Here is a 12,756-nt window from a genome sequence, read left to right on the forward strand (position 1 = left end):
GAAAAAAGACGACCGCGGGGGAACGCGGTCGTTTTTTTATATCATTGTTATAATTTCAAGTAAAGTTCCATCAATATCAAAGAAAATCATATTACAATCTCCTTAACTACTTAGCGCTTTCTGCAAGCTTATATCCTCTTACAAACAATAGAGTCACATAAGAAACAATAAATGAGAAAATGCTATACATGCCGACCCAAAAGAAAAATTTTGGAGTAAAGGCGATAACACCTATTATTAAAAAACTAGCAAACGTTACAATCGGCATTACGTAATACGTTTTCGTCTTGCGCGTTCCAATAACAGAAACGATAAAGATAAGTAACGGACAAATTAATAAGACGAAAATCAATTCATTCATAGTTATGTCCCCTTTTCTAATTGAAGTAATCTGTTTCTCGTAAACGTTTTGAAAAAATTACTCTCCTAATATAATTTCGCTAAGGGATAACGAATCCCTGTTGAAAACCAGTAATTCATGATGAATTTTACAAGAAAAAACGTAAGCAAGAGAACACTTGCTTACGTTATAAAATAAACATCGCAAAGATAGTGGTGACAATTAAACCGATAATAACAGGTAAAAAGTTTCGGCGTGCAAGTTCAAATGGATCTACCTTGCAAATTGCAGCAGCAGGAATAAGCGCCCAAGGAATTAACGTCCCGCCCCCGGTCCATATAGCTGCAATTTGCCCGAGTGCTGTTAATGTAGCTGTTCCATGGCCAAGTGCTGTTCCAAAAAGATTGGCAATGGAACCAGCAAGTGATATACCTGAAAAACCTGATCCATCTAAGCCGGTAATGACACCAACGATGGTTAATGTCCCTGCCGATACATATTGATTTAAAGGAACAGTTTGAGATAAAGCGATGCCTAAGTCGTTAATGATTCCGTGTGAACCTTTCGGTAAATAGTCACCGATAATTTTTACAAATCCACTATCTCCTAAATAAAAGAGTGCAGCGATAGGAATAACTGGTCCGAAAATTTTAAAGCCAAATTGGAGCCCTTCTATGAAATAATCGGTCGTTTTATTCAGTCCATTTCCTTTGTAGGCGATGAGGGAAATGATGATAATCATAATAACAGTCGTTCCGCCGATAAGTGCAGTTGCGTCGCTTCCTTGTAATTTAAATTGAATCATGCAAAGGATATCAATGATATATATGATAGGGATACAAATAGCGAGCCATTTTTTTATGCGAGGAGATAATGAAGTGAGCGTTTTAGAAAACTCAGTTGATGGAATAGCTTCTTGTATAGATAAGCCTGTATGAAACTCTTTTCGTAAGAAGAAAAAAGCGACAGAAGTTGTCACAATGCCCATAACGATAACGAGTGGAACACTTGCAGATACGACGCTGGAAACAGGGAGACCAGCCGCGTCTGCAGTTAATTTCGGTGCACCTTGAATAACGAAGTCTCCAGATAAGGCGATGCCGTGTCCAAATAAGTTCATAGCAATTGCAACCCCAATTGGAGGAAGGCCGACACGTACAGCAACCGGTAATAAAATAGCTCCCATTAAGGCGACAGCTGGAGAAGGCCAAAAGAAGAAAGAAATGGTCATCATTAAAAGGCCGATAATCCAGTAGGCGAGTGTAGGTGTACGAATCATTTTTGTAAATGGTGAAATCATCGTATCATTTATGCCAGTATGAACGAGTAAATTGCTCATTGATACGATAATGGAGATGATTAATATAGTTGGTAATAGCTCAGTAATGGCGTAAATGAAACTTTGAAAAATTCCGCTAATGGCAAGAGGGATAGAACTTGTTGCAGTTAATGCTAATAAAAAGATAAAAACAATACAAATGATAGTCGTATCTTTTCGGAGAATAAAAAAGGTAATAATAGTGAGTAAACAAATAATGTAGAGAGCGTGTAATAGCGTTAATTCAACTCCCATAACATTCACATCCTTTAGGCATTCGTGTAGTTTATTGTATGAAAGCAATGAAAGTATGTGAGTATAGGAAAAAGAAAAAAGTAAAATTTCATGTACTGTAATGGTAAGAACGATAAATGGATGTTACAATACAAATAATCCTAAAAATGGAATTCGAGGAGGGCTTATGCGCAAAAAAATTGGGTTTTGGGGATTTACTATATCTTGTAGTCTATTAATCACTTTAAATTTGTTTACAAACAATGAATGGATCAGTATCATACCTGTTTTCGGCTTTGTTTTTGTACTGTTATATAACTGGAATGATATGAAACAATATAGTAAGAAAAGTATCGGAATTATGATAGGTGTCATTGTTGTTTGCTCATTTTTTATAGGAGTTATTTTAATAGAAGGGCAGAAACGAATGGAAAAAATCTCTATTTTTCAAGAATGGATGTCGTCTGCAAAAGGTCTTTATATTGTAATTGTCGTTGTTATTTTTCTGAAAATTGTTATAAGCATAGCAAGTTACATATTAAAGGAGAAGTAGAATGGGGAGTATGAATGAGAGAGAAAATAGGGTATTATGGTGTGCTCGTTTGTTTACTATTATCAGTTATTTCAGGGCAATTTCTTAAAAGTGAATGGATACCGATTATATTATGTATAGGAGCATTGATTTTTGCACCTATGTATCGCTGGAAGGAATGGAAAGTATATAGTCGAAAGAAGAAAATTGTTTTCAGCATTGAGTTTGTCATTATAATCAGCACAATTCCGTTTTTGCTATTGAAAGGAAATGAGATACTAGATGGAATTGTAATGTTTCAAGGTGGTTATTTATTGCGAAAATGCTGTATTTAATATGTATATTAATGTCGGTAGTGGTAATCGTTAAAAAAGTAAACGAAAAGTTATTCGTTAATGAATAAAAGAAAATGCCACCTTATTCGGTGGCATTTTCTCATTTTACTGAATGAGATTTTTGCATTTTTTTAATTAAACGAATTTGTCCGCGATGATTGATTTCATCTTCAAAAACGTGAAACCATTTAAAGTAGTTGTTAGCTGGTTTGTCATACCAAAAGTCTGTTGTTTTAAACAGCCATTCATCAGGTAATGATTGAAATGTTGCAATCGTTTTGGAACGTACTTCTTGTAATGTATTGATGTAAAATTTTATAGATTTTCCTTTTATTTTCTCGCGTCCAAGGTTCCCTAACTCAATAGCAGGTAACCAATGTTCTAATTCAGCTTCCGTCGGTTCACGGTCTTCAAAGGTATGAATTTGGTAGTAAAATTCAATAGCAGCCATATGGTACAATAACATACCAATTGAATTTGCGTCCTTATCATATAAATAATCAAGTTCTTCAATTGTTAAACCTTCCACTGCTTGCATTGTTGTATAGCGAGCGTAATTCATCATGGAAACAAGATTTGAAAATTCTCCTTGTAAACCCTCTATTTTCTCAATTATAAAATTCAATTAAAATTCCCCCTCTTTAAATGAATACTCCAGAGAAGGAATTCTATGTGCAAAGAAAAAGTTTTGTTATTAACAAGGGATTACAATTAGTTCCCGATTTGATTTTGTAATAACTTCATAGCCTTCTTTTGTAATGACGATATCGTCTTCAATTCTACAACCGCCCCAGTTCGGTATGTAAATGCCCGGCTCAACTGTAACAACCATACCTTCTTGTAAAGTTACCTTACTTTCTTGGGATAGGCGAAGCGGTTCATGTATTTCTAACCCAAGACCGTGCCCAGTAGAGTGGCCAAAGTATTGACCGTATCCATGTTCTGTAATGTAATCCCTCGTTATATCATCGATACTTTTCGCAGTTTCTCCAGGCTTAATCGCTTCAGTCCCACGTTTTAACGCTTCTCGTACAACATTGTATATTTTTTTGAATTCTTCCGATGGTTCCCCTATTGCTACAGTACGTGTTATATCGGAACAATATCCGTCGTAAAGTGCACCGAAGTCTAATGTAACGATATCCCCTCGTTCGATTATTTTATTTGATGCAACTCCATGGGGAAGTGAAGAACGAACGCCTGAGGCTACAATGATTTGGAATGAAGAAGATGTAGCCCCTTTTTTTCGCATGAAAAATTCTAATTCATCTCGTACAGCATTTTCACTTATTCCTGGTTTTAGAAACGTAAGAATGTGGTGAAATGCTTCGTCCGCGATATTAGCTGCAATTTTCATTGTTTCTATTTCAGGCGTGTCTTTAATGATACGAATATTTTCGATAATTTCGCACACTTGAATCATTTCCGCCTGTACGTATTTTTGCAAGTTTTTATATTGTTGCAATGTCATGTTGTTTTCTTCAATTCCAAGTTTTTGAATGTTTAATTTCGATACTTGATGTGCAATTTCTTTTTCTAAATTTCCTTTATGCATAATAATTTCAGCATCTTTTATTTGTGATTTCGCTTGATCTACATAGCGGAAATCAGTGATAAAAACAGCTTGATCGGCAGAGATTAAGACGACGCCAGCGCTACCTGTAAAGCCTGTTGCATATTGACGGTTTTCTTTCTTTGTAATAAGTAACCCGTCGATTCCGTAATTATGTAGTTGTTTTTGGATGTTAGTTATTCTTATATTCATTTTAATTCCTCCTTTTTATATTAATAAAGCAAGAATTGTGCCAATATATTTATTTAGAATAAAAGAGAAGAGGGTAGCTGTGTGTCAAAAAAACTAGACGGATGTAAAATAAATATATATATAATTTTTACAGTAAGTTTTTATGTGAATGAACAATAATGTAAACTTGCAAACAAAATCTTTTTAATTTAAATATTATATTTTTTATATAAACAAATTAAAAGATTGGTATAATGAGGGATTGTTACGTTTTTTTGTAGGTAAAGAGATGTAACGAAAAAATTGAGTTAAGGAATGTGAATGTATGAAGAAATTAAGTAAAGTAATGTCATTTTGTTTGGCCGCTAGTATGCTTGTTATAACGGGGTGTGAAACAAGTGAAAACAAAGTTCAAGTGAATAAAATGATTGACCAGCTTGATGAAGCGCCAGAAGTGACAGAAAAAGAAGCAAAAAAGATTGTAAGAAAGAGTGTAGATGGAATAGCAAACGCGTTTAGTGAGATGGAAAAAGAAAATGGATGGAGCCGAAATAATCCTGGGGATTTAGAGACAGTTAAAAAAGGAGTTAAGGGATTAGTTTCAAAAAAGTTTGTAGAGAATCAGCTTCCTGAATTGCTTAATAACTTTAATAGATCGAGAGAGACTGATATGTTACCATTCCCAAATTATTTTCAATCTGAAATAAGATTTTCTTCTTCACAAGATAAAGAAAATTTAACGGTACATACATTAAGTTTAGAAGATGAAATAGGTCATGCGGCCCAAGAATGGGAATTTCATTTGGTGTATAAAGAAGGGGAATGGTTAATGGATAAATGGTCATTCGTTTTTCCTGAAGATTTAAAACTTACAAAAGAAGAAGCAAATAGAATTTTACAAATGCCAGACGATAAGAATGTGTCATTTGTAAGTGAAGAAAATAGTGGCGATAAGAAATATATATTCAAAGATAGTAACGGATTAATTACTGTAAATGCGAAAACATCTCTTATTTCATACAATGTAGATGAAAATAGGTATGAAAAAGTAACGAAAGAAAGAAATATTCAAGAAACAGAACAAGTACAGAGAAAGGATTCCAGTGCGTATACAGGCTCAAAAGACGAGAAACAATCGCAAAAAGAATCTTCTTCAAAGATAGATAGAGCAAATGTTTTAAGCGAATTAGCTGCTATAGATAAACAAGAAAAACATACGAATGCTATGTCAACCAATGATATAGTAAATGAAATAGAAGGAAATTATGAACTGTGGGATAATAAACTAAATGAAATTTACAGTACATTAAAAAGTACGATGTCAGCTGATGCGTTCCAGTCGTTAAAAACGAAACAAATTGCGTGGGTTAAAGAAAAAGAAAGTAAAGTTAAAGCAATTGGTACTGATACAAATAACGGAACGATGAGGCGTATCGAAGCCTCAGAAGAGAAATATAAGATGACAAAAGCAAGGTGTTATGAATTAGTAAATGGGTATATGAATTAGTGTGAACGAATATAAAAAAATGCGTTGCTTATAAGCAACGCATTTTTTATTTACGCTTTTAATTTCATTACAATATCAGCATCTGGTGTTACATATACGGTTTGCTGATTGTCGTACGTAACAAAACCAAGTTTTGCACCACTCGGTTTTTTGACATGGCGTATTTTGGTGAAATCAACAGGTACAGAGCTAGACTCTTTCGCTTTACTGTAATAGGCAGCAATTTTGGCAGCTTCTAGTAAAGTTTCTTCAGCAGGTTCTAAAGAACGAATGACAACGTGAGAGCCAGGTATGTCTTTCGTATGTAACCAAATTTCATCACGGCGGGCAAACTTCGTTGTTAAATAATCATTTTGTTTATTGTTTTTACCAACGAAAATCTCTGTGCCATCACTTGCTACATATTTATCTAATACTGGTTTAGTAGGCTTTTTCTTTGCGTTTTTCGTTTTACGATTGCGCACATAACCTTCTTCAGCTAATTCCTCACGAATTTCTTCAATATCTTTTGAAGAAGCAGCTTCCATTTGTTGAAGTAAGCTATCAAAATAAAGAATTTCTTCATTTGTTTTTTCGATTTGTTCTTCTACAACAACAACTGAATTTTTTGCTTTTTGATACTTTTGGAAATAGCGTTGTGCATTTTCAGATGGTGTTTTTAAAGGATCTAATGTAATTTTTACAGTTCCACCATTCTCATCGTAATAATTAACGACCTCAATATCTTTATCGCCCTTTTTTAAAGCGTACATATTGGCTGTAAGTAGCTCTCCAAATAGTTGATATTTATCTGCTTTTCCAGCATCTTGCAGTGTTTTTTGGAGTTTAATGAGTTTTTTCTCGTTTTTATTTTTTTCGTTTTGCATAAAGCGTTCTAAATCATGAGCTTGTTGTTTTACACGATCACGTTCTGCTTTGCCAAAGAAGAAACGATCTAACAATTCGCTTACTGATGAGAATGTTTTTTCTTCTCCTTGCAAGTGTGTAAGAGGGAAAAGATAAAAGAATTCTTTTCCATTTGCAGTAATCATTGTAGGTGTATATGCATGAGATAGTAATGGTGTTTGTATAGAGAAAAATGCTTCTGATAATGCTTTCTCGTTTACCATACCGGCTTTCTTTACTATTTCTTTTGCAAATAATGGGGATATTCCCATGAAAGCACCGACCAGTTGTTTATCCATATTTCCAGATAGAAAGTCTAGCGGTCTAATAAAATCATCTGCGGTTTCAATTTGCAGAGGATTGATTTTATGTTGGGCTGGTGGCGCGACGTACTCAGCACCAGCATATACAGTTCGGTGACGGTTTACGGCTAATGAAACGTGTTTTAAGCTATCTAAAATCACGTTTGTTTTCGTATCTAATAAGATAATGTTACTATGTCGTCCCATTATTTCAATTACTAATGTTTTTAATGATTCGTCTCCGATTTCATTACGACTGCGAACAGTAATTTGAATAATGCGTTCTAAGTCGATTTGTTCAATTTTTTCAATAAATCCACCTTCTAAATGTTTGCGAAGAAGCATACAGAACATCGGCGGTATTGCTGGCGAATCGTAGTTTTGATTCGTTAAGTGCATACGCGCATATGTAGGATGAGATGAAAGAATTAGTTTTTGGTTCTTTCCATTCGCTCGAATATGTAATAAAATCTCGTATTTTGAAGGTTGATATATTTTGGAAATTCTTCCTGTGTAAAGAGAATTTTCAATTTCATGTGTAATCGCTCTTGTAAATAATCCATCGAATGCCATAAATGAACACTCCTTTCTAACTAAATGTTAATTATAGCATTTTTTTGGACGAGGCTGAATAAGCTTTCAATAGAGTATGTCTGGAATCAGGAGGTCGATAGCAGGATGAACTGGTATGGAATGCGAGCACATGAAGTGGAAGAAAGAACGAATACGAATGTAAAGGTTGGACTTACAGAGAAAGAAGCAGAAGGGCGAGTAAAGAAATTTGGTACTAATGAATTAGAAGAAGCAAAAAGGCCTTCTGCACTAATGGTATTTTTAGCACAGTTTAAAGATTTCATGGTACTCGTTTTGTTTGGAGCAACAATTGTTTCTGCGTTTTTAGGTGAATACATTGATTCTATTGCTATTGTTGCCATTGTTATTATCAATGGTATTCTCGGCTTTTTTCAAGAAAGAAAAGCTGAAAAATCATTGGAAGCTTTAAAGGAACTAGCCGCTCCGCAAGTTACTGTAATGCGGAATGGAAAGTGGGTAAAAGCACCATCTAAAGCACTTGTTTTAGGTGATATTATTAAGTTTTCCAGTGGTGATCGTATTGGGGCTGATGTGCGTCTTGTTGAGGCATCAAGTTTATATATTGAAGAGTCTGCTTTGACAGGGGAGTCCGTACCTGTACAAAAGAAGGTAGAAGCATTGCAAGGGCAAGATGTTGCAATTGGGGATCAAAAAAATATGGCTTTTATGGGGACAATGATTACGCGAGGATCTGGTACAGGAGTCGTTGTAGCAACTGGTATGAATACAGCGATGGGGCAAATTGCAAATATGTTGCAAAATGCAGAGCAAATGGAAACACCACTGCAAAGAAGGTTAGAACAGCTCGGAAAAATATTAATTATTGTAGCTCTTATTTTGACAGCGCTCGTTGTATTGGCTGGTGTGTATCAAGGGAATGAAGTATATCATATGTTTTTAGCTGGCGTATCGCTAGCTGTTGCGGCTATTCCAGAAGGATTGCCAGCAATTGTTACAGTAGCTTTATCACTTGGTGTACAGCGTATGATAAAAAAGAGAGCAATTGTAAGGAAGTTACCGGCCGTAGAAACGTTAGGCTGCGCTTCTGTTATATGCTCTGATAAAACGGGAACAATGACGCAAAACAAAATGATGGTAACACATATGTGGTCAGGCGGAGAATTGTGGAAAGTGACAGGGCAAGGATATGAACCTAATGGCTCTTTTATGAAAGGTGAAAAAGAAGTGAATCCAGCTAAGACAAAATCACTTTATCAGCTACTTACATTTGGTTCACTATGTAACAATGCAAATATTATTCAAAAGAAAAAGGCGTACGTATTAGATGGAGATCCGACAGAGGGAGCGCTTGTAGCTGCAGCAATGAAAGCTGGGATAACACGTGAGGCATTAAAAGGGAAATTTGAAATTATTCGTGAATTCCCCTTTGATTCAACTCGAAAAATGATGAGTGTTATTGTACGAGATCGAGAGGGGAAAAAGTTTATTGTTACGAAAGGAGCACCGGATGTTCTTTTGCAACTGAGTCAAACAATCTTATGGGGGGATAAGCAGCAGCCGTTAAGTGAGCTATATAGAAAAGAAGTACAGGCGGCTATTCATAGCTTAGGTAGTCAAGCGCTTCGAACAATTGCAGTTGCGTTTAAACCTTTAAAAGTCACGGATTCTATTGAACATGAAAGAGACGTTGAAAAAGATTTTATGTTGGTTGGAATACAAGGTATGATTGACCCGCCAAGGCCAGAAGTGGCGCAGGCGGTAAAAGAGTGTAAAGAAGCTGGTATTCGAACAGTAATGATTACAGGTGATCATAAAGTGACAGCAATGGCGATTGCTGAACAATTAGGAGTTTTACCACCAGATGGACGCGTTGTTGAAGGAGTAGAACTCGCGAATATGGATGTGGAGGAATTAGAAAATGTTGTAGAAGATACGTATGTATTCGCTCGTGTATCACCTGAGCATAAATTGAAAATTGTTAAGGCACTGCAAAATCAAGGACATATAGTAGCGATGACAGGTGATGGAGTGAACGATGCTCCAGCGATAAAAACAGCGGATATTGGGATAGCGATGGGAATTACAGGGACAGATGTTGCGAAAGAAGCCTCTTCACTTGTTTTACTAGACGATAATTTTGCTACAATTAAATCAGCAATTAAAGAAGGAAGAAATATATATGAGAACATACGTAAGTTCATTCGCTACTTATTGGCGTCAAATGTTGGAGAAATTTTAGTTATGTTATTTGCGATGTTACTTGCATTACCACTGCCGATGGTTCCTATTCAAATTTTATGGGTGAACTTAGTTACTGATGGTTTACCAGCGATGGCATTAGGTTTGGATAAGGCTGAAGGAGATGTGATGAAGAGAACACCGCGTCACCCGAAAGAAGGGGTATTCGCTAGAGGGCTTGCGTGGAAAATAATAAGTCGAGGGTTTTTAATTGGAGCAGTGACGTTAGTGGCGTTTATTATTGCGTATAACCAACATCCAAATGAACTGAAATATGCACAAACTGTAGCGTTCGCGACGTTGGTACTTGCTCAGCTTATTCATGTATTTGATTGTCGTAGTGAGCATTCTGTCTTTCACCGTAATCCATTTGGGAACGTGTATTTAGTAGGGGCGGTTATTATTTCGTTACTACTCATGCTAGTGGTTATATATTATCCACCGTTACAACCAATCTTTAGCACAATGCCGATACAAGCAAGAGATTGGTTATTAATTGGAGGTTTATCATCAATTCCGACTTTCTTACTAGTAGGTTCTTTATTAACAGGGAAAAAGACTAAGAAGAAAAAGCCGATATTATATAAGAAGGGATTAAACTTGAAATAGTCAATGTTATGAAAATGTGATATAATTTACAGAAGGTAGTAGAGCCTTGTCTCTATTACCTTTTTCATTGAGTTATTTTATGGCTTGGATGTGATAAAAATGATTTCTAGTATGACAGGGTTTGGAAGATCGAAAGTAGAAAGTGATACTTTTCAAATTACAGTAGAAATGAAATCGGTGAACCACCGTTTTTTAGAGATGAGTATTCGACTTCCTAAGCAAATGATGGTATTTGAGGACAAAATTCGTAAAATAATTGCACAGCAAGTTCGACGTGGACGCATTGAAGTGTCTATTAGTATAGCGGGTGAAGGACTTGTTGAAAGAAAATTAAGTGTGAATTGGTCACTTCTTGAGCAGTACCAATCGATGATGGAAGATATAAAAGGGAAATTTCAATTACAAGATTCTATTACACTTCAGCAATTAATGGCAATGCCAGAAGTAACAGCAATTGAAGAAATAGAAAATGTAAATGAACATTTTGAGAACAGTTTATATGAGGCTGTTCGTCAAGCTGCTCATATGTTGAAAACGATGAGAGATGGCGAAGGAGAACGATTACATAAAGATATAGCGTATCGTTTACAAGAGATTAGCAATTGTGTAAATGCAATTATTCCACATGCACCAATTGTTACACAAAAATATCGTGAACGATTAGAAAATCGCTTAAAAGAATTACATAATCAAGATCTAGATGAACAAAGATTGCTAACAGAAGTCGCAATCTTTGCAGAGCGTTGTGATATTCATGAAGAGTTAGTTCGTTTGCAAAGTCATTTAGAGCAATTTCGTGAAACATTGCAGATTGAAGAGCCTGTTGGAAGGAAAATGGATTTCATCGTGCAAGAGATGCATAGAGAAATTAATACGATTGGTTCTAAGGCAAATGACTTAACAATTTCAAAATATGTTGTAGAAATGAAAAATAACCTTGAAAAAATTCGTGAACAAGTACAAAATATTGAGTAGCTTTCAAAAAATATATAAAGTTATACGTGGTGGAGAAATCGGATAGACTTACTAGGAGGCGCAAACTATGGCCATGCGGTTTTTAAATATTGGATACGGAAATATTGTATCTGCTCATCGAATTATTGCTATTGTAAGTCCGGAGTCAGCTCCTATTAAACGAACAGTACAGGAAGCACGCGAACATAATGCTTTGCTTGATGCTACGTATGGGAGAAAAACAAGGGCGGTTATTGTTATGGATGATGGGCATGTTGTATTAAGTCCAATTCAACCAGAGACGATTGCACATCGTTTGAATAATAAAGAAGATTTAAGTGAGGAAGGGTAGGTTTTACATATTTATGAGAAGTAGAAGAGGATTGCTCATCGTTCTTTCAGGGCCTTCTGGGGTTGGAAAAGGGACGGTTCGTAAAGAGCTGTTTAGCCATGAGGATACACGTTTTCAGTACTCTATTTCAGTAACGACACGTAAGCCGCGTGAAGGTGAAGTAGATGGTGTGGATTATTTCTTTAAAGAAAGAGAAGAATTCGAGGAAATGATTCGTAATGAAAAATTACTTGAGTGGGCTGAGTTCGTAGGTAATTATTACGGAACACCGATTGACTATGTTGAAAAAACATTACAAGAAGGAAAAGATGTATTCTTAGAAATTGAAGTGCAAGGAGCAATTCAAGTTAAGAAAGCTTTCCCAGAAGGTGTATTTATTTTCTTAGCACCTCCAAGTTTATCTGAACTAAAAAGCCGTATTGTCGGACGTGGTACAGAGACTGAAGATGTTATTGAAAATCGTTTAACTGTAGCGAAAGAAGAAATCGAGATGATGGACGCTTACGACTATGTAGTAGAAAACGATCAAGTTGAATTAGCTTGTGATAGAATTAAAGCAATTGTGGTTGGCGAACATTGCCGCCGCGAAAGGGTAGCAAAATATTATAAAGAAATGACGGAGGGTCTATAATTATGTTAAATCCATCAATTGACTCATTACTACAAAAAATCGATTCTAAGTACACATTAGTAACAGTAGCTGCAAAACGCGCGCGTGAAATGCAACTTGCTAATAACTGTGTTGTAGAAAAACCTGTTTCTCATAAATGTGTAGGTAAAGCATTAGAAGAAATCGATGCAGAAGCATTAAGCTACGTACCAAGTGAAGATAAAGTAGCTGAATAAGCCTT

General features: G+C 35.6%; 12 protein-coding genes and 1 pseudogene. 8 read left to right on the forward strand and 5 right to left on the reverse strand.

Annotation, left to right across the window (positions count from 1 at the left end; translation table 11 throughout):
• Positions 1–106: 106 nt before the first annotated feature.
• Positions 107–361: a YbeF family protein gene (locus AU379_RS04940; RefSeq protein ID WP_001003936.1), complete on the reverse strand. Its 255-nt coding sequence runs from the start codon at positions 359–361 to the stop codon at positions 107–109.
• A 166-nt stretch (positions 362–527) separates the two neighbouring features.
• The gene (locus AU379_RS04945) at positions 528–1,913 is read right to left on the reverse strand and encodes a hypothetical protein (RefSeq protein WP_000537868.1); all 1,386 of its coding nucleotides are present in this window, start codon (positions 1,911–1,913) and stop codon (positions 528–530) included.
• 166 nt (positions 1,914–2,079) lie between these two features.
• Here AU379_RS04945 and AU379_RS04950 point away from each other — a divergent pair, with 166 nt between their 5' ends.
• Positions 2,080–2,445, forward strand: a complete 366-nt coding sequence (locus AU379_RS04950) for a YoqO family protein (RefSeq protein WP_001227566.1) — start codon at positions 2,080–2,082, stop codon at positions 2,443–2,445.
• Positions 2,446–2,459: 14 nt separating this feature from the next.
• Positions 2,460–2,827: pseudogene (locus tag AU379_RS04955) on the forward strand (YoqO family protein).
• Between the two features lie 32 nt (positions 2,828–2,859).
• Here the strand turns inward: AU379_RS04955 and AU379_RS04960 are convergent.
• A complete protein-coding gene (locus AU379_RS04960; RefSeq protein ID WP_001009251.1) occupies positions 2,860–3,384 on the reverse strand; it encodes a DinB family protein in 525 nt (174 codons plus the stop codon).
• A gap of 69 nt (positions 3,385–3,453) precedes the next feature.
• Positions 3,454–4,524 (reverse strand): Xaa-Pro peptidase family protein, encoded by a 1,071-nt coding sequence (locus AU379_RS04965; RefSeq protein WP_001026208.1) that lies wholly within the window; start codon positions 4,522–4,524, stop codon positions 3,454–3,456.
• Between the two features lie 304 nt (positions 4,525–4,828).
• Here AU379_RS04965 and AU379_RS04970 point away from each other — a divergent pair, with 304 nt between their 5' ends.
• Positions 4,829–6,010: a lysozyme inhibitor LprI family protein gene (locus AU379_RS04970; protein ID WP_000736527.1), complete on the forward strand. Its 1,182-nt coding sequence runs from the start codon at positions 4,829–4,831 to the stop codon at positions 6,008–6,010.
• Between the two features lie 50 nt (positions 6,011–6,060).
• Here AU379_RS04970 and AU379_RS04975 read toward each other — a convergent pair whose 3' ends face one another.
• The gene (locus AU379_RS04975; protein WP_000863278.1) at positions 6,061–7,770 is read right to left on the reverse strand and encodes an NFACT RNA binding domain-containing protein; all 1,710 of its coding nucleotides are present in this window, start codon (positions 7,768–7,770) and stop codon (positions 6,061–6,063) included.
• Between the two features lie 105 nt (positions 7,771–7,875).
• Here AU379_RS04975 and AU379_RS04980 point away from each other — a divergent pair, with 105 nt between their 5' ends.
• The 5 genes from AU379_RS04980 (at position 7,876) to rpoZ (ending at position 12,751) form a co-directional block, all read left to right on the forward strand.
• Positions 7,876–10,599 carry a calcium-translocating P-type ATPase, SERCA-type gene (locus AU379_RS04980; RefSeq protein ID WP_001104777.1) on the forward strand — a complete coding sequence of 908 codons (2,724 nt, stop codon included), beginning with the start codon at positions 7,876–7,878 and terminating at the stop codon, positions 10,597–10,599.
• Between the two features lie 99 nt (positions 10,600–10,698).
• Positions 10,699–11,574, forward strand: a complete 876-nt coding sequence (locus AU379_RS04985; protein WP_000625869.1) for a YicC/YloC family endoribonuclease — start codon at positions 10,699–10,701, stop codon at positions 11,572–11,574.
• 67 nt (positions 11,575–11,641) lie between these two features.
• On the forward strand, positions 11,642–11,905 hold the full coding sequence (locus tag AU379_RS04990) for a DUF370 domain-containing protein (protein WP_001251456.1): 264 nt from the start codon (positions 11,642–11,644) through the stop codon (positions 11,903–11,905).
• A gap of 13 nt (positions 11,906–11,918) precedes the next feature.
• Positions 11,919–12,536: a guanylate kinase gene (gene gmk / locus AU379_RS04995; protein ID WP_001257741.1), complete on the forward strand. Its 618-nt coding sequence runs from the start codon at positions 11,919–11,921 to the stop codon at positions 12,534–12,536.
• A gap of 2 nt (positions 12,537–12,538) precedes the next feature.
• A complete protein-coding gene (gene rpoZ, locus AU379_RS05000; protein WP_000933960.1) occupies positions 12,539–12,751 on the forward strand; it encodes a DNA-directed RNA polymerase subunit omega in 213 nt (70 codons plus the stop codon).
• Positions 12,752–12,756 lie beyond the last annotated feature (5 nt).

Source organism: Bacillus sp. JH7 (assembly GCF_001563515.1).
GTDB lineage: Bacteria > Bacillota > Bacilli > Bacillales > Bacillaceae_G > Bacillus_A > Bacillus_A cereus.

Bases quoted from the DNA above. Each gene is read 5' to 3' on its own strand.
- AU379_RS04940 (WP_001003936.1), bottom strand. From the start codon at position 361: ATGAATGAATTGATTTTCGTCTTATTAATTTGTCCGTTACTTATCTTT.
- AU379_RS04975 (WP_000863278.1), bottom strand. From the start codon at position 7,770: ATGGCATTCGATGGATTATTTACAAGAGCGATTACACATGAAATTGAA.
- gmk (WP_001257741.1), top strand. From the start codon at position 11,919: ATGAGAAGTAGAAGAGGATTGCTCATCGTTCTTTCAGGGCCTTCTGGG.
- AU379_RS04970 (WP_000736527.1), top strand. From the start codon at position 4,829: ATGAAGAAATTAAGTAAAGTAATGTCATTTTGTTTGGCCGCTAGTATG.
- AU379_RS04950 (WP_001227566.1), top strand. From the start codon at position 2,080: ATGCGCAAAAAAATTGGGTTTTGGGGATTTACTATATCTTGTAGTCTA.
- AU379_RS04990 (WP_001251456.1), top strand. From the start codon at position 11,642: ATGGCCATGCGGTTTTTAAATATTGGATACGGAAATATTGTATCTGCT.
- AU379_RS04985 (WP_000625869.1), top strand. From the start codon at position 10,699: ATGATTTCTAGTATGACAGGGTTTGGAAGATCGAAAGTAGAAAGTGAT.
- AU379_RS04980 (WP_001104777.1), top strand. From the start codon at position 7,876: ATGAACTGGTATGGAATGCGAGCACATGAAGTGGAAGAAAGAACGAAT.
- AU379_RS04945 (WP_000537868.1), bottom strand. From the start codon at position 1,913: ATGGGAGTTGAATTAACGCTATTACACGCTCTCTACATTATTTGTTTA.
- rpoZ (WP_000933960.1), top strand. From the start codon at position 12,539: ATGTTAAATCCATCAATTGACTCATTACTACAAAAAATCGATTCTAAG.
- AU379_RS04965 (WP_001026208.1), bottom strand. From the start codon at position 4,524: ATGAATATAAGAATAACTAACATCCAAAAACAACTACATAATTACGGA.